This is a genomic window from Pseudomonas sp. GW821-FHT02H09 (assembly GCF_059421425.1).
Window position 1 is genome coordinate 172,356 of record NZ_JBWKVA010000007.1, and the last position, 16,214, is coordinate 188,569.

Sequence of the window (16,214 nt, forward strand, 5' to 3'; positions counted from 1 at the left end):
AATGATTGATCGGCTGAGTGTTCTCGTCGACTCAAGGCTGGGCCGAGCGGACGAAAGCGGTTTATTCAGCGTGCAACACGGTTCAGCCGAGGGCGCGTAGAACGTCGGAATGAGGGCTGCGGATGGGCGCCAGGCAGGGCATGTGAAGGGGCGAGCAAGGGAGCAAAGCGTTGGATGCGAGCATGAGCGTGTACCCGATTTTTGAAATTTTTATGGTGTGTTCTGGGTCTTTGGTAACTGAAACCCGCTTTTTTAAGGTGGGTTCAATGTGGTGTCGATGGTGCGCAGTGAGCGAAAAATCGTCAATTCACTAACGGCCATTGTGTTCGATAATCGCCCGAAAAACTAACCAGTTCGTACACTTTGAATTGCTGTATGGATGGCTCGGCTCAATAATTCACACCGCTAACCCCGTAGCAGCCTTCGGCAGCTGCTACGAAAAGCGTGCAGGTCCTCTAACAAGATCAGCCCATTTCACCGGGAGTTGAAACATGCAGCGTTCCATTGCCACCGTTTCCTTGAGCGGTACCCTGCCGGAAAAGCTTGAAGCCATCGCCGCCGCCGGTTTTGACGGGGTGGAGATTTTCGAGAATGACCTTCTCTACTACGACGGCAGCCCGCGTGAAATCAGGCAGATGTGCGCTGACTTGGGCATCGCCATCACATTGTTTCAGCCTTTCCGTGATTTTGAAGGTTGCCGCCGCGATCGTTTGTCGCGCAACCTCGAGCGGGCCGAGCGCAAGTTCGACCTGATGCAGGAACTCGGCACCGATCTGGTGCTGGTGTGCAGCAACGCCTCGGCAGACAGCGTCGGTGATGAGCAAATCCTGATCGACGACTTGCGCCTGTTGGCTGAGCGCGCTGGCGCTCGGGGCCTGCGGATTGGCTATGAAGCGCTGGCCTGGGGCCGGCATGTGAACACTTATCAACAGGTCTGGAACATCGTCCGTCAGGCCGATCACCCGAGCCTTGGCGTGTTGCTGGACAGCTTTCACACCCTGTCGCTCAAGGGCGATCCGAGGGCCATCGCCGAGATTCCGGGCGACAAGATCTTTTTCGTGCAAATGGCCGACGCACCGATTCTGGCCATGGATGTTCTGGAGTGGAGCCGGCACTTCCGCTGTTTCCCTGGTCAGGGTGAGTTCGACCTGCCGGGCTTCCTCGCGCCAATCATCAAGAGTGGCTACACCGGACCGTTGTCGCTGGAAATCTTCAACGACGGTTTCCGCGCCGCGCCGCCCCGGGCCAATGCCGCCGATGGTTTGCGCTCCTTGCTGTACCTGGAAGAAAAAACCCGCGAGCGCCTGCAACAAGAAACTGTACCTGCGGCTAACCTTGATACTCTGTTCGCCACGCCTGCGGCCAGCGAGTACGACGGCATCGAGTTTCTCGAGTTTGCGGTGGACGAAAGCCTTGGCGCCAAACTGTCTCACTGGCTGGAGCGCCTGGGGTTCGTCAAGGCCGGTCAGCATCGTTCCAAGAACGTCAGCTTGCTACGCCAGGGCGATATCAACCTGATTCTCAACTCAGAGCCCTATTCATTTGCCCACAGCTTTTTCGAAGCTCACGGGCCGTCGCTGTGCGCTACGGCGATTCGGGTCAAGGACAGCGCCAGCGCACTGGCTCGGGCTGTTGCTTACAAAGGCCAGCCTTATCGCGGTCTGGTCGGGCCGAATGAGCTTGAGCTGGCGGCCGTACGGGCGCCGGATGGCAGCCTGATTTACCTGGTGGATCAGGATGTCGACGGCAAAACCCTCTACGACACCGACTTCAATCTGCAACCGGCGCTGATCGCCAGCGGCGGTCTCAAGCGCATCGACCATATGGCCATGGCGCTGCCGGCAGACAGTCTCGACAGCTGGGTGCTGTTCTACAAAAGCCTGCTGGATTTCGAGGCCGACGATGAAGTGGTACTGCCCGATCCTTATGGTCTGGTGAAGAGCCGTGCGCTACGCAGCCGTTGCAGCTCGATTCGTTTGCCATTGAACATCTCCGAGAACCGCAACACGGCGATTTCACACGCCTTGTCCAGTTACCGCGGTTCTGGGGTACACCACATTGCCTTCGATTGTGACAACATCTTCGCCGAAGTCAGTCGGGCCAAAGAGGCAGGGGTGCCGCTGCTGGATATCCCTCTGAACTATTACGACGACCTCGCGGCACGTTTTGATTTCGACGACGAGTTTCTCAGTGAACTGGCGTACTACAACGTGCTGTATGACCGCGACGCGCAAGGCGGTGAGCTGTTCCATGTCTACACCGAACCTTTCGAAGGGCGCTTCTTCTTTGAAATTATCCAGCGCAAGAATGGCTACTTGGGTTATGGCGCGGCGAACGTCGCGGTGCGCCTGGCAGCGATGGCCAAGTCACGCAGTGGTGGCGTGCGGCAGGCCAAGTTGTAAGCGTTTGGTAACGGCGGTCAGAAACGGCCGCCAGTGTCCTTTCCTTCACTGCGCGGCGCGGCCCATAATCGCTACCTGTGCAGTGATGGCCGTGAGCCCGGAATGACTATGACCCCAGACCTCTCTGTAGCGCCCGACGAGCCTGCTCTCGAGCCGCGCAAGAGTCGCAAGAACAACCCGGAAAAGACCCGCGAGAATATTCTTCAAGAGGCTATTGTCGAGTTCGTCCAGCAGGGGCTTTCGGGTGCTCGCGTTGATGCCATCGCCGAGCGTATCCACACCTCCAAACGAATGATCTATTACTACTTCGGCAGTAAGGAGCAGCTCTATGTCGAGGTTCTGGAGAAACTCTACGGCGATATTCGCAGCACCGAGAGCCGTCTGCACCTGGCTGAGCTGGAGCCCCGTGAGGCGATTCGGCGGCTGGTGGAATTCACCTTCGATCACCATGATCGCAACGTCGATTTCGTGCGCATCGTCAGCATCGAAAACATTCACAACGCCGAGTACGTGAAGCAGTCCGACGCGATCAAGGCGATGAACAACACCATTCTGGATTCACTGGGGGAGATTCTTGAGCGCGGTGCCGAGGAGGGCGTGTTCCGCCGTGGGCTTGAACCACTGGACGTGCATTTGCTGATCAGTTCGTTCTGTTTCTACCGCGTCTCGAACCGCAATACCTTTGGCGAAATCTTCCAGATCAATCTGGCGGACGAAGCGATCAAACAGCGCCATCGCGAAATGATCAGCGAGTCGGTGTTGCGGTATTTGCAGGCCTGAGCTGTGGCAAGGGGCTTGCCCCATCGCCACACATACCTGTGCATCTCTTAGCTATTCATGCTCTGAAAGTGCTCAAGCATTCGCTGCGCATCCGGCACCACGCCGCTGAACAATTCAAATGCCTTCACTGCCTGAAACACCGCCATCGTGCCGCCATCCAGTGTGCGACAGCCTAAAGCTCGAGCGTTGCGCAGCAGTTCGGTTTCCAGCGGGAAGTAGACGATCTCTGCGATCCACAATTCTGCTCTCAGTAACTCCACCGGCACTGGCATTCCAGGCAGCTTGGCCATGCCCATCGGTGTGGTGTTCACTAAGCCATCGGCTTGCGCCAGTGCGCTCGGCAGATCGCTTCCCGCACGGGCGCGACCGGCACCGAAGTGCTTGTTAAGGTTGTCTGCCAGGCTTTGTGCGCGGCTGGTTTCCACATCGAAAATGCTCAGCTGTTGCACACCTTCGCTCAGCAGCGCGTGGGCAACCGCCGCCCCGGCACCGCCTGCGCCCATTTGCACCACGTGCCGGCGGGCGACGCCATTCAAGCCACGCCGAAAACCTTCGGCAAAGCCCAGACAATCAGTGTTGTGGCCGATGCGTTTGCCATCCTTGAGCACCACGGTGTTCACCGCGCCGATGCCGCTTGCCTCAGGTGAAAGTTCGTCGAGCAACGGGATGATCGTTTGCTTGCACGGGAAGGTGATGTTCAGCCCGGTAAAATTCATCCGCTCGGCGGCCAACAGCAGCTCGGGCAGGGCGTTGCTGTCGAGTTTCAACGGGTCCAGATCGATCAACCGATAGAGGTAGCGCAAGCCCTGGGCATCGCCTTCATGCTCGTGAAGTGCGGGTGTGCGCGATGCCTGGATGCCCGCGCCAATCAGTCCAGCCAGTACACCGGTTTTCTGCGACATACCGATCACCCCTTCAACTGCTGGCTGAAATGCTCCAGCGCCAGGCGATAGCCGTTGCTACCAAAACCGCAAAGCACGGCCTTGGCAATCGCCGACACAAACGAGTGATGACGGAACGGTTCGCGAGCATGGACGTTGGACAGGTGGACTTCGATCACCGGCAGCTCACTGGCCACCAGTGCATCGCGGATCGCTACCGAAGTGTGGGTCCAGGCCGCCGGGTTGATCACGATCCCGGCGCAACGGCCGCGAGCGCCGTGAATCCAGTCGAGCAACTCGCCCTCGTGGTTGGTCTGGCGAAACTCTACCGCCAACCCGAACTCCTCTGCGGCACGGCCGCACAAGGCAGAAATGTCAGCCAGGGTTTCATGGCCATAAGTCGCCGGCTCACGGGTGCCGAGCATGTTCAGGTTCGGGCCGTTGAGCACCAGAACGATAGGGGACATGTGGGGTATCTCCGCTGTTATTTTTGGCTTTGGCTGAGAGAGTCAGCCTGTGGGGATAAATTGTACTAACTAGTTACTTCGGTCAATTGAAGACATGCGGCAGGCAAGAAACGGCAGAAATAAGTGTTCGGTGATCGGACATTTCAGCCAGGGCAGAGGGCGGGGTCGTAAGAATTGCTTACGACTTGGCGCCGCAGGACGAGGGGCTTTGCCCGCCGGCAGAACTAATCTCAAGTCCGGGCAGTGGCATGGAAAACTGCCAGCTGTCGGATTCATTAAGGAAAAACGAGCCAAGTGGCTTATTAACCTAACGGATGGGTTAGCATGAAAATATGCAACTACAAGGGATTGGCGATGGTGCTCATGCTGCGAGACGAACACTGTCCGCCTCACGTGCATGTCGACGGAGGCAGATGGAGTGCTCGTTTCAAATTCAGCTTCTGGCATAACGGCGTTGAGCTGTGGGATGTCATCCCTTATGCCCGTCGACCGCCTTTGGCGATCCTGGAGGGCTTGCGTCAGGAGCTGAAACAACCTGCTCAGTTGCAGCGTGCGCGCAGTATTTGGTGGGCCAAAATTCACACTACCTGCCTGGATAATCAGTTGTGGGATTGGCAGGCAGATGAAGTGGTCGCAACGACGAGACCTGGCAGCACGACCTATCTGATTGAGTCGGCTCGTTATGAGCTAGAGGGCAATAGAACGCTGCTGGGGCTGGTTGACGCGCCAGACAGGGTGGAGATCGAACTATGAAAACGATAAAGGCCAGGGTGCCATTCGATGGGCCGGTAACCGAGGCCGTTCTGGATGAAGCGATAGAACGTGGTCAGGCTCGCCGCAGTTGCGGGGTCAATGCGACCACCGTGAAGTTTCAGGAGCAGCGCCTGTCTATCGGTTTTGAAGATGGCAGCGCGATCCTGCTGCCGGTGAAGAACTATCCGGAATTCGATGATTTCAAGGGCGAGGATTTCGCCGGACTGGAAATTGGCTTTGCAGGTACGGCGATCTGTCATGAGGCGCGGGATTTACAGGTATCCATTGCCGGTCTGATATCGGCCAGCAAGCCGTTGATGGACATGGCAGCGGTAGTGATCGCCTCGCGCAATGGACGGCAAAGCAGTGATGCCAAAGCGCAGGCGGCCCGTGCTAACGGTAGAAAGGGTGGTCGTCCGCGCAAGGTCGATGTCACCCTTTAAGCCGCCCGGATGACCCATGCAAAACAGCCATCATTGCGACGGCTGTTTTGTAGATCAGAGCAGTTTCAGCGCCGGGTCAACAACACCCCGGACTCCATATGATGAGTCCATGGGAATTGGTCGAACAGCGCACAGCGGGTGATGCGGTGGGTGTCGTGCAGTTGGGCGATGTTGGCCGCGAGGGTTTCCGGGTTGCACGAGATGTAGAGGATATTCTCGAAGCGTCGGGTCAGCTCGCAGGTGTCCGGGTCCATACCGGCGCGCGGTGGGTCGACGAACACGCTGCCGAACTCGTAGCTCTTGAGGTCGATGCCGTGCAAACGGCGGAACGGGCGAACCTCGTTCAAGGCTTCGGTCAGTTCTTCTGCGGACAAACGCACCAGGGTGACATTATCCACAGCGTTTTCGCTGAGGTTGCTCAATGCGGCATTCACCGAGGTCTTGCTGATTTCGGTGGCCAGCACTTTGCGCACACGGGTTGCCAGCGGCAGGGTGAAGTTGCCGTTGCCGCAATACAGCTCCAGCAAGTCATCCGAACGCTCGCCGAGTGATTCGAACGCCCAGTTGAGCATCTTCTGGTTGACCGTACCGTTGGGCTGAGTGAACGCGCCTTCCGGTTGGCGGTAGCTGAACGTGCGGCCGCCGACGTCGAGCTTCTCGACCACATAATCGCGGCCAATCACCTCGCGCTTGCCCTTGGAACGGCCGATCACGCTGACATTCAAGTCGGCGGCCAGTTTTTCTGCGGCGACTTGCCAGTGCTCATCCAGCGGGCGGTGATAGCACAGGGTGATCATCGCATCGCCAGCCAGGGTGGTCAGGAAATCCACCTGAAACAGCTTGTGGCTCAATGCTGCGCTGGCTTGCCATGCCGCCTTGAGCTGCGGCATCAATTGATTGATGCGCAGGCTGGCGATCGGGAACTCTTCGATCAGGATCGGCGTGCGATTGTCCCCCGGGGCGAACATTGCGTAGTGGCGCTCGCCGTCTTCACGCCACAGGCGGAATTCGGTACGCAGGCGGAAATTCTTCAGCGGTGAGTCAAACACCTGAGGCTCGGGCGCATCGAACGGCGCCAGCAGTTCGCGCAGGCGCGCAGCTTTTTCGTCGAGCTGACGGGTGTAGGCTTCGGTGTCGAAAGACGGAGCACTCATGCGTTGAACCAACCCAGCTTGATCACAAACAGAATCGACAGAATCACCAGCGCCGAGTTCAGTTCACGACCACGACCGGACAGCACCTTGATCGCGGTCCAGGAGATGAAACCGAAGGCAATGCCGTTGGCGATGGAATAAGTGAACGGCATCGCCAGGGCGGTGACAACTACAGGCGCGGCGACAGTGATGTCGTCCCAGTCGATTTCGGCCAGGCCGGAGGTCATCAGTACCGCGACGAACAGCAGGGCGGGCGCGGTGGCGAAGGCTGGAACGCTGCCGGCCAGTGGCGCGAAGAACAATGCCAGCAGGAACAGGATCGCCACAACAATGGCGGTTAGACCGGTACGGCCGCCGGCGCTGACGCCCGCTGCCGACTCGATATAGCTGGTGGTCGTCGAGGTGCCCAGCAAGGAGCCTGCCATGGCCGCAGTACTGTCGGCGATCAGGGCGCGACCCATTTTCGGCATGTGGCCGTCTTTGCCCATCAGGCCGGCGCGTTTGGCCACGCCGATCAGAGTGCCAGAGTTGTCGAACAGATCGACGAACAGGAAAGCGAAGATCACGCTGACCAGACCGATGTCCAGCGCGCCTTTGATGTCCAGTTGCAGGAAGGTCGGCGCCAGGGGAGGCGGCATCGACATCACGCCGCCGAACGGGGTAAAGCCCAGCGCGATGGAAACAATAGTCACCGAAAGAATGCCGATCAGCACTGCGCCACGAACCTTCAGGGCTTCAAGAGCGACGATCAGGGCGAAACCCAGGGTGGCGAGGATCGGTGCCGGTTGTTTCAGATCGCCCAAGCCAACCATAGTGGCTGGGTTACTGACCACGATGCCGGCGTTGTGCAGGGCGATCAGTGCCAGAAACAGGCCAATACCGGCGGCAATCGCCGAGCGCAGCGCCAGCGGGATGCTGTTGATGATCCATTCGCGGATGCGGAAGATCGACAACAGGAAAAACATCACCGCCGAGATGAACACCGCCCCCAGTGCTACTTGCCAGGTGTGGCCCATGTGCAGGACTACGGTGTAGGTGAAGAAGGCGTTCAAGCCCATGCCCGGCGCCAGAGCGATCGGGTAGTTGGCGATCAGGCCCATCACGGTCGAGCCGATGGCCGCCGCCAGACAGGTCGCGACAAACACTGCACCCTTGTCCATGCCGGTCTCGCCGAGGATGCTCGGGTTGACGAACAGAATGTAGGCCATGGCCAGGAAGGTCGTGAGGCCCGCAAGAATCTCGGTCTGCACGTTGGTGTTGTGTGCCTTGAGTTGAAACAGCCTTTCCAGCATGTCTGCTCCCCGTGGCGCGCCCGGCGCCGTGAATGTATCGACTCAAACAGCAAAGCACAGTCTGCCTGAAGCACCTGTTGATTTTCTGTGGGTCGGAAAAAGCCGCGCATCATACCAGTAGCTTGCACCAATGACTGCGATCCTTGGCGTTGTTTTGCCGTAGTGGGTAGTGGGGCATACTGCGCGCAAGTTTGGGGGTAGATATGTATTGCACAAAGAACAGTGTCGTTTTGCGTCTTGGGTTGTTGGGTGCCCTGCTAACAGGGGCACAAACCGCCTTGGCTGCTCCGGCCCCGCCGTTGAGCGAGGTGAAAATTCTCAAGGTCCAGTCGCCGGTCTGTGGCCTGGAAGACGTATCGGATGGCCGTGAACAGACCCACTGCAATCACGGCGGTGGGACTATCAGGGTTTTCGTGCTGGAGCAGGGTTATGGCCGAAACCCGATTGTCGCGTTGGACGGTTTAGCGGTGAGTGGTAATAAAACGAGGGTCTGTGCGGCCGCCGGCAATGGTTTGGGGGCGTGTTCCGATTCGGCGAAAATAGTCGGTTATCTCTATATCTTCGATCTGGTCGGCAAACAGGAGGGCACCTTCACCTTCAGTAACACGTCCATCAACGCGCCTGGAAACACCCTGTCAGCGCAGATCTACATCAAGTAATTGCACTCGCCGGACGCTTATAAGGAAAGCTGACTAAGCTTTAAGGATTATTGTGTGGAAACAGCCCATGACCTTTAGAGCTCTGATCACCCTCGCCGAAGGCATCGACGACCTGCAAAGCGTGACCCTGATCGATGTACTGCGCCGCGCCGGGATTGAAGTGGTGGTGGCCAGCATTGAGTCTCGGCGCATGCTCACTTGCGCGCGCGGTACCCGGCTGACGGCCGACGCCATGCTGGTGGATGTGCTGGCACAGCATTTCGACTTGATCGTACTGCCCGGCGGTGTGGTCGGCGTCCAGAACCTGGCGGCCCATCAACCCTTGCTGCAATTGGTCACGGACCAGGCTGCGGCCGGACGTCTGTTCGCCGGCATCGCCGAAGCCCCGGCGCAGGCCTTGCAGACTTATGGCGTTCTGCGCCAGCGGCGCATGACCTGCCTGCCAACAGCCAGCCATCAGTTATCCGGCTGTAACTTCATCGACCAACCGGTCGTCGTCGACGGCAATTGCATCACCGCCCAAGGCTCCGGCGCTGCGCTGCCGTTTGCGCTGACACTGGTTGAGCAACTCTGCGGCAAGGCCAAGCGAGCGGCGTTGGCGGGGGAGTTGGTGGTTTAACCGCGAAGGGCTCCTCAGGCGTTGGTTTCGACACTCGCGACCGCATGCATGCGGTCGCGTTTGGCCAGTGTCGGAAACAGTTTGATCCATGCGCCGGTGACCATCAGCGTACCGATCCCACCGAGTACCACAGCCGGCACGGTACCGAACCAATGGGCGGTCACGCCGGATTCGAATTCACCCAACTGGTTCGAGGCCCCGATGAACAGGCCGTTCACGGCGCTGACCCGGCCGCGCATTTCGTCCGGGGTTTCCAGTTGCACGAAGGAGGCGCGGATCACCATGCTGATCATGTCAGCGGCGCCCAGCACCACCAGGACCGCGAGGGAGAACCAGAACGAGGTCGATAAGCCAAAGGCGATGGTCGCAACGCCGAATACGGCGACGGCGGTGAACATGATTCGCCCGACGTTGCGCTCCACGGCAAAGCGCGCCATCCACAGCGACATCAGTAAGGCGCCGACAGCAGGGGCCGAGCGCAGTAACCCCAGGCCCCATGGCCCGGTGAGCAGGATGTCTTTGGCGAACACCGGCAGCAATGCTGTCGCCCCCCCCAGCAGTACGGCGAACAGGTCCAGGGAAATCGCCCCGAGAATGTCCGGCCGACTGCGAATGAAACGAATCCCGGCCAGCAGCGAGTCCAGCGTCGCCTTGCCTTTGTTCAGCGGTGTCTGTCGGGCGGGCAGGTTGAGCATCAGCAGGCAGGCAATGATGTACAAAATCACGGTGGGGCCGTAAACCCAGACGCTGCCGAAGGCATAGAGCAAACCGCCCAAAGCCGGCGCGACAATGGTGGCCGATTGTTGGGCTGACTGCGACGCGGCAACGGCTCGCGGGAACAGTGCACCGGGGACGATGGTCGGCAGCAACGCTTGAGTTGTCGGCATTTCGAACGAGCGGGCGGCACCCAGCAGGAAGGCGAGGATGAAGATCATTTCCCGGGTGACGTTGTCGGTGACACTGCCGATCACCAGGGCCAACGCGATCAATGCTTGTAAGGACTGACAGATGGCTGCGATTTTGCGCCGGTCATAACGGTCCGCCACATGCCCGGTGTGGAGCATGAACAGCACCCTCGGGGCGAACTCCACCAGCCCGACCCAACCGAGGTCCAGGACATTGCCGGTCAGTTGATAGAGGTTCCAGCCAATGGCCACGGTCAGCATCTGGAAACCACTGGCGGTAAACATCCGAGCAAGCCAGAACGCGATAAAAGGGCGGTGATGACGCAACAGAAGGGGGGCTTGGCTAGGCATCTGAAAGGCAGGTCTGTGCGGGGGGAAAACGAGACTATCACCAAGCTGTAACCATTGGGTGCTATGGCCGAAAATATCGTTAGCCAAGCATCTATTTCAACAATGGCGACATTCCCTCTGACGAGGGGGCAAACCCCTCACCCCTGAGTCCGGTGAGGCAACCTGTCACGCGACAAACGACCACACAGTCCAGGCCTGAAAATGGGACTACTCTTTGAACGTTGATTGATCCAGATCAATTCCTTTTCCGGAACTGATCTGGCGGCCAGATGGCCAGAATCCCTGCGTTGTGATGGTTTAGAAAAAACGAATTTGAATTCGCCACGCGCCATATCCGTGGGGGCAGTGGGTGCAGGCCTCTAGCCGGCAGCCGGTATTACCTGACAGAGGAAGACTTATGTTCGGTTTGGAGGCACTTGATCTCGCCCGAATTCAGTTCGCGTTTACCATCTCGTTCCACATCCTGTTTCCAGCCATCACTATTGGTCTGGCGAGTTACCTGGCGGTGCTCGAAGGCCTGTGGCTGAAGACGCACAACGATACCTACCGCGATCTGTACCACTTCTGGTCGAAGATCTTTGCCGTCAACTTCGGCATGGGTGTGGTTTCCGGGCTGGTCATGGCCTATCAGTTCGGCACCAACTGGAGCCGCTTCTCCGACTTTGCCGGGTCTGTCACCGGGCCGCTGCTGACCTATGAGGTGCTCACGGCGTTCTTCCTCGAGGCTGGTTTCCTCGGCGTCATGCTGTTCGGCTGGAACCGGGTCGGGCGCAAGCTGCACTTCTTCGCAACCGTCATGGTGGCCATCGGTACGCTGATATCGACCTTCTGGATCCTGGCTTCCAACAGCTGGATGCAAACCCCGCAAGGTTTCGAAATCATTGACGGTCGGGTGATTCCGGTTGACTGGCTGGCAGTGATTTTCAACCCGTCTTTCCCCTACCGTCTGATGCACATGGCCACGGCGGCCTTTGTCGCTACCGCCTTCTTCGTCGGTTCGTCCGCTGCCTGGCACCTGCTGCGCGGCCGTGATAACCCGGCAATCCGTACGATGCTGTCGATGGCGATGTGGATGGCGCTGGTCGTGGCGCCGATCCAGGCGGTTATCGGTGACTTCCACGGCCTCAATACCCTCGAGCATCAACCGGCAAAAATCGCCGCGATCGAGGGCCATTGGGAGAATGTCGGCAATGAGCCGACTCCGTTGATCCTGTTCGGCTGGCCGGACATGAAAGCCGAGAAGACCCGTTTTGCCGTAGAGATCCCTTATTTGGGCAGCCTGATCCTGACCCACTCGCTGGACAAACAAGTACCGGCGCTCAAGGACTTCCCACCTGAAGACCGACCGAATTCGAGCATTGTTTTCTGGTCGTTCCGGGTCATGGTCGGGCTGGGTATGCTGATGATCTTTACCGGGTTGTGGAGCCTGTGGCTGCGCAAGCGCGACACCCTGTATTCGTCTCGTCCGTTCCTGTATCTGGCGCTATGGATGGGGCCGTCCGGTCTGATCGCGCTCCTTGCCGGCTGGTTCACCACCGAGATCGGGCGCCAGCCGTGGGTGGTCTACGGATTGATGCGCACGGCGGATGCCTCGTCGGGGCATGGCTTGACGCAGATGAGTATCACCCTTGCCTTGTTCGTCGTGGTGTATTTCTCGCTGTTTGGCGTGGGTCTGGGCTACATGATGCGTCTGGTGCGCAAAGGACCGGTGCTCAACGAGGGGGCCGAAGCAAGCCACGGTGGTCCTGGCCAGAAACGTACACCAGCGCGTCCGCTTTCCGCTGCTGATGATGATGGCGATCACAGCGACAGCCTGAACAAGGGGAACTGAGTCATGGGTATTGATCTTCCGCTGATCTGGGCCGTGATCATCATCTTCGGCATCATGATGTACGTGGTTATGGATGGGTTCGACCTGGGGATCGGAATCCTTTTCCCCTTCGTCAAGGAGGACCGCGATCGCGACGTGATGATGAACACCGTCGCGCCGGTCTGGGACGGTAACGAAACCTGGCTGGTGCTGGGCGGCGCCGCACTCTTCGGGGCCTTTCCGCTGGCCTACTCGGTGGTGCTCTCGGCGCTGTACCTGCCGTTGATCCTGATGCTGATCGGGTTGATTTTCCGCGGCGTTGCCTTCGAATTCCGCTTCAAGGCCAAGGACGACAAGCGACACCTCTGGGACAAGGCCTTTATCGGCGGCTCGCTGACGGCGACCTTCTTTCAGGGCGTGGCGCTGGGGGCTTTCATCGATGGCATTCCGGTGGTCAACCGCCAGTTCGCCGGCGGTTCGCTGGATTGGTTCACGCCCTTCACACTGTTCTGCGGTGTGGCACTGGTGGTCGCCTATGCTTTGCTCGGCTGCACCTGGCTGATCATGAAGACTGAAGGCAAGCTGCAGGAGCAGATGCATAATCTTGCGCGACCGTTGGCGTTCGTCTTGTTGGCGGTGATCGGCATTGTCAGTATCTGGACCCCGCTGGCCCACGTCGAGATCGCAGCACGCTGGTTTACCTTGCCGAACCTGTTCTGGTTCCTGCCGGTGCCGATTCTGGTGTTGGTGACCCTGTACGGTTTGATCCGCGCCGTGGCCCGCAATGCGCATTACACGCCGTTCCTGTTGACCCTGGTGCTGATCTTTCTCGGCTACAGCGGTCTGGGCATCAGCCTGTGGCCGAACATCGTGCCACCGTCGATATCGATCTGGGACGCCGCGGCACCGCCGCAGAGCCAGGGATTCATGCTGGTCGGCACGTTATTCATCATCCCGTTCATCCTGGGTTACACCTTCTGGAGCTACTACGTGTTCCGCGGCAAGGTCACCCATGAAGACGGTTATCACTAGGTGTAGGAGCGAGCTTGCTCGTGATGGCGTCTTCTTGGGCACCATCAAACCCCCAGAGAGGATTTCAGGTAATGACCGGCAAACACTCCTTGCAGGAAATCGAACAGGCGGAAAAGAAACCGCTCTGGCACAGGCTTGGCTGGCTGGCGGTGATCTGGACCGGTAGCGTGCTGACCCTGGCGATCGTCGCCAGCCTGATGCGCATGTTTATGAACGCCGCCGGCCTGACCACACACTGAAATTCGCGACACCCATTCCCATCCCGTTGCCTTGCGGCACGGATTTATAACCCTCCTGACGGAGGGTTTTTTTTGCCTGGGATTCGAGCGTTATTTACGCGCTTTGAGAATCACGAACTTGGGCGTGGCCGCTACTTGCTCGACGCCACGGAACAATCGGGCGAGTTTGCTGTGATAGCCCAGATGACGATTGCCGACGATATATAACGCGCCGCCGACCACCAGCGCTTCACGAGCTTGTTGGAACATCCGCCAGGCAAGAAAATCACCGACCACCTGTTGCTGGTGAAACGGCGGGTTGCATAACACGACGTCAAGCGATTGCGGCTCTTGCCCGGCCAGGCCGTCGCCAGCGCGGACAATCACTGCGCGCTCACCGAGTGCCGCGCGCCAGTTTTCGGCCGCCGATTGCACCGCCATGAATGATTCATCCACCAGCGTGTACTGAGCCTGAGGGTTTTGCAGCGCGCTGGCGATGGCCAGCACCCCGTTACCGCATCCCAGGTCGGCGACCCGCGCACTGCCAAGGTTTTTCGGCAAGTGTGGGAGAAACGCCCGCGTGCCGATATCCAGGCCTTCGCGGCAGAACACATTGGCATGGTTCAACAATTCGATCGCAGGCTCCTCGAGGGTGTAGCGAGTCGGGTAAGGCGATACGGCTGGTTTTTTGCTCTCGGGCGTGGCGATCAGCAGGCGGGCTTTTTTCACCGCCAGCGAAGCCTGTACCGGGCCAATATAGCGTTCCAGCAGATCGCCGGCGGCGCGTGGCAGGTGTTTGACCATGGCGGCCGCAATCACCTGCGCACCGGGGGCCAGTTGGTCTTGCAGGCGAATCAGCTGTTCTTCCAGCAAGGCCAGGGTTTTCGGCACCCGGATCAACACCCGGTCGAACGGTCCGGTCAGGTTTTCGCTGGCGGGCACGATCGGCACGGCATCGAAGGCCTGGCCGTTACGCACCAGGTTCTTCTCCAGTGCCAGGGTGGCGAGAAACGAGTCGCTGCTGCTGGTGACCTGTACATGCCCGACCAGGCTGGCTGCCAGAGCGCCAAAGCTGTCGTTGAGCACCAATACCCGGGTACCCGCTGCCGGCCGTTGCTCGGCCAGATGGTTGAGCAGGAATTCATCAGCCGCGTCGAAGGCCTGTAACGGCTCGTTCTGTTGTTCAGGCTGGCGGATCAGGTCGAGCTGGGCGAAGGGGCTGTCGAGCAGGGGCATGGTGCGGGGACTCTGGGTAATCAACGGGTGTCCCGCAGGGCCTGGGCGGCTTTGATGCTTGCAGGATCGTCTGAGTGGACTGCGTCGCGGTGCTGGGCAACTCGCGTCATCACTCAGATGCGGCCGCAAATGGTACGTTTTTTTCTAATGAATTACTCGCAGGTTTTATCGGCGCGAACAGTGGATAGTTCGGTCTTTGTCTACCGTACGGCAAGGCTCAGAGCCATCCTTTCAGGCTGGCCTGCACCACTGCCGAGATTTTATTGTTGACGCCCATCTTCTTTATTGCGCTGCTCACATGGAAATTCACGGTCCGCTCCGAGAGATTGAGGATGGTTGCAATGTCGGAGGCGGTCTTGCCGTCCGCAGACCATTTCAGGACTTCGGTTTCCCGGGTTGATAAACTGGTCCCGTCACGAAAGTCAGCGTCGGATAGCATCTTCTGCGCGACGATTGAGTGCAGCGTGTGGCTTAGCCAGATAAGTTGGCCTGCCTTCCCGTAGAGCTCCCTGGCAGTGATCGGTTGGTGGCTTCGTGAGAGGCTCAGTACGCTGAAGAATCCACGAAGATCATGCACCGATTGCGACCAGCCATGACGCATCCCATGGGCTTGCGTATCTTCCCAAAAGGCAGGGGTGCCAGAGAACGCGTTGTCATCCCAGAGGATAGGCAAAACCGACTGACTGCAATATTTTACGATCGGATCTATTGCGACATAGTTATGCGCTTCGTATTTTTTGTTCCATTCGTCCGGGTAGTTGTTGATCTTTACAGTGTGTGTTTGAGTACTTTGCGAGTGAGGGCTTACCGCAAATGCGCAGTACTCAAATCCCATCTCGTAAATAAGGCTAAGAGCGACTTCGAATGTGGACTGAATGTCGCTGCCTTGCGTTAATCGCTGTATCTGGGCGTCGGTCCAAATAGTCATTGATTATTCCCTCTGTCGGGCTCTGTAGGGTATTGCATTGGATCCAAGGAAAACTCGAAAACCGAGTGTAGGATATTTCTTTCGGAAATGCTGAGGACTTTGTTCGAAATTGAACGATTTTATTCTTAGCAAGCTCACAATGTGACATGGCATAAAAATACCCTGCTTCCTCTAATGGTCGGGAAGAGTGAGGGGGGTTTAATAGTGTTGCGATTGTTTAAATCAAACTTGGTTAGTGCAATATATAGTCAGAATCTATCACTATGCAGTCAGTCTCATTCGTT

General features: G+C 58.3%; 16 protein-coding genes. 9 read left to right on the forward strand and 7 right to left on the reverse strand.

Annotation, left to right across the window (positions count from 1 at the left end):
• Positions 1-491: 491 nt before the first annotated feature.
• Positions 492-2,402: a 3-dehydroshikimate dehydratase QuiC gene (gene quiC, locus AC07VR_RS11620; RefSeq protein ID WP_494993564.1), complete on the forward strand. Its 1,911-nt coding sequence runs from the start codon at positions 492-494 to the stop codon at positions 2,400-2,402.
• Between the two features lie 102 nt (positions 2,403-2,504).
• A complete protein-coding gene (locus AC07VR_RS11625; RefSeq protein WP_494993565.1) occupies positions 2,505-3,182 on the forward strand; it encodes a TetR/AcrR family transcriptional regulator in 678 nt (225 codons plus the stop codon).
• 47 nt (positions 3,183-3,229) lie between these two features.
• On the opposite strand, the gene AC07VR_RS11630 is transcribed toward AC07VR_RS11625, so the two are convergent.
• Both AC07VR_RS11630 and aroQ read right to left on the reverse strand, forming a co-directional pair.
• Entirely contained in the window at positions 3,230-4,084 is an 855-nt protein-coding gene (locus AC07VR_RS11630; RefSeq protein ID WP_494993566.1) for a shikimate dehydrogenase, read from the reverse strand.
• A 5-nt stretch (positions 4,085-4,089) separates the two neighbouring features.
• Complete coding sequence (gene aroQ, locus AC07VR_RS11635) at positions 4,090-4,530, reverse strand: type II 3-dehydroquinate dehydratase (protein WP_494993567.1); 441 nt, start codon at positions 4,528-4,530, stop codon at positions 4,090-4,092.
• A 324-nt stretch (positions 4,531-4,854) separates the two neighbouring features.
• On the opposite strand from aroQ, the gene AC07VR_RS11640 reads away from it, so the two are divergent.
• Entirely contained in the window at positions 4,855-5,283 is a 429-nt protein-coding gene (locus AC07VR_RS11640) for a DUF4160 domain-containing protein (RefSeq protein ID WP_495011302.1), read from the forward strand.
• Positions 5,280-5,726, forward strand: coding sequence for a DUF2442 domain-containing protein (locus AC07VR_RS11645; RefSeq protein ID WP_494993569.1), 447 nt, complete (start codon positions 5,280-5,282; stop codon positions 5,724-5,726). Before AC07VR_RS11640 ends, AC07VR_RS11645 begins: the two co-directional genes overlap by 4 nt.
• Before the next feature lie 65 nt (positions 5,727-5,791).
• On the opposite strand, the gene trmA is transcribed toward AC07VR_RS11645, so the two are convergent.
• Both trmA and AC07VR_RS11655 read right to left on the reverse strand, forming a co-directional pair.
• Positions 5,792-6,880 carry a tRNA (uridine(54)-C5)-methyltransferase TrmA gene (trmA, locus tag AC07VR_RS11650; RefSeq protein WP_495011303.1) on the reverse strand — a complete coding sequence of 363 codons (1,089 nt, stop codon included), beginning with the start codon at positions 6,878-6,880 and terminating at the stop codon, positions 5,792-5,794.
• Positions 6,877-8,172, reverse strand: a complete 1,296-nt coding sequence (locus AC07VR_RS11655) for an NCS2 family permease (protein ID WP_494993571.1) — start codon at positions 8,170-8,172, stop codon at positions 6,877-6,879. Before AC07VR_RS11655 ends, trmA begins: the two co-directional genes overlap by 4 nt.
• A gap of 203 nt (positions 8,173-8,375) precedes the next feature.
• Between AC07VR_RS11655 and AC07VR_RS11660 the strand changes: the two genes are divergently transcribed.
• Both AC07VR_RS11660 and AC07VR_RS11665 read left to right on the forward strand, forming a co-directional pair.
• Positions 8,376-8,831, forward strand: coding sequence for a DUF4879 domain-containing protein (locus tag AC07VR_RS11660; RefSeq protein WP_494993572.1), 456 nt, complete (start codon positions 8,376-8,378; stop codon positions 8,829-8,831).
• 67 nt (positions 8,832-8,898) lie between these two features.
• A complete protein-coding gene (locus AC07VR_RS11665; protein ID WP_495011304.1) occupies positions 8,899-9,450 on the forward strand; it encodes a DJ-1 family glyoxalase III in 552 nt (183 codons plus the stop codon).
• A gap of 14 nt (positions 9,451-9,464) precedes the next feature.
• On the opposite strand, the gene AC07VR_RS11670 is transcribed toward AC07VR_RS11665, so the two are convergent.
• Positions 9,465-10,706: an MFS transporter gene (locus tag AC07VR_RS11670; RefSeq protein WP_495011305.1), complete on the reverse strand. Its 1,242-nt coding sequence runs from the start codon at positions 10,704-10,706 to the stop codon at positions 9,465-9,467.
• A 397-nt stretch (positions 10,707-11,103) separates the two neighbouring features.
• Here AC07VR_RS11670 and AC07VR_RS11675 point away from each other — a divergent pair, with 397 nt between their 5' ends.
• From AC07VR_RS11675 to AC07VR_RS11685, 3 genes are all read left to right on the forward strand, one after another.
• Positions 11,104-12,537, forward strand: a complete 1,434-nt coding sequence (locus tag AC07VR_RS11675) for a cytochrome ubiquinol oxidase subunit I (RefSeq protein ID WP_495011306.1) — start codon at positions 11,104-11,106, stop codon at positions 12,535-12,537.
• Between the two features lie 3 nt (positions 12,538-12,540).
• Entirely contained in the window at positions 12,541-13,548 is a 1,008-nt protein-coding gene (cydB, locus tag AC07VR_RS11680) for a cytochrome d ubiquinol oxidase subunit II (RefSeq protein ID WP_494993576.1), read from the forward strand.
• 71 nt (positions 13,549-13,619) lie between these two features.
• The gene (locus AC07VR_RS11685) at positions 13,620-13,787 is read left to right on the forward strand and encodes a DUF2474 domain-containing protein (RefSeq protein WP_494993577.1); all 168 of its coding nucleotides are present in this window, start codon (positions 13,620-13,622) and stop codon (positions 13,785-13,787) included.
• A gap of 90 nt (positions 13,788-13,877) precedes the next feature.
• On the opposite strand, the gene AC07VR_RS11690 is transcribed toward AC07VR_RS11685, so the two are convergent.
• Positions 13,878-15,002 (reverse strand): methyltransferase, encoded by a 1,125-nt coding sequence (locus AC07VR_RS11690; RefSeq protein ID WP_495011307.1) that lies wholly within the window; start codon positions 15,000-15,002, stop codon positions 13,878-13,880.
• 217 nt (positions 15,003-15,219) lie between these two features.
• Complete coding sequence (locus AC07VR_RS11695) at positions 15,220-15,930, reverse strand: autoinducer binding domain-containing protein (protein ID WP_494993579.1); 711 nt, start codon at positions 15,928-15,930, stop codon at positions 15,220-15,222.
• Positions 15,931-16,214 lie beyond the last annotated feature (284 nt).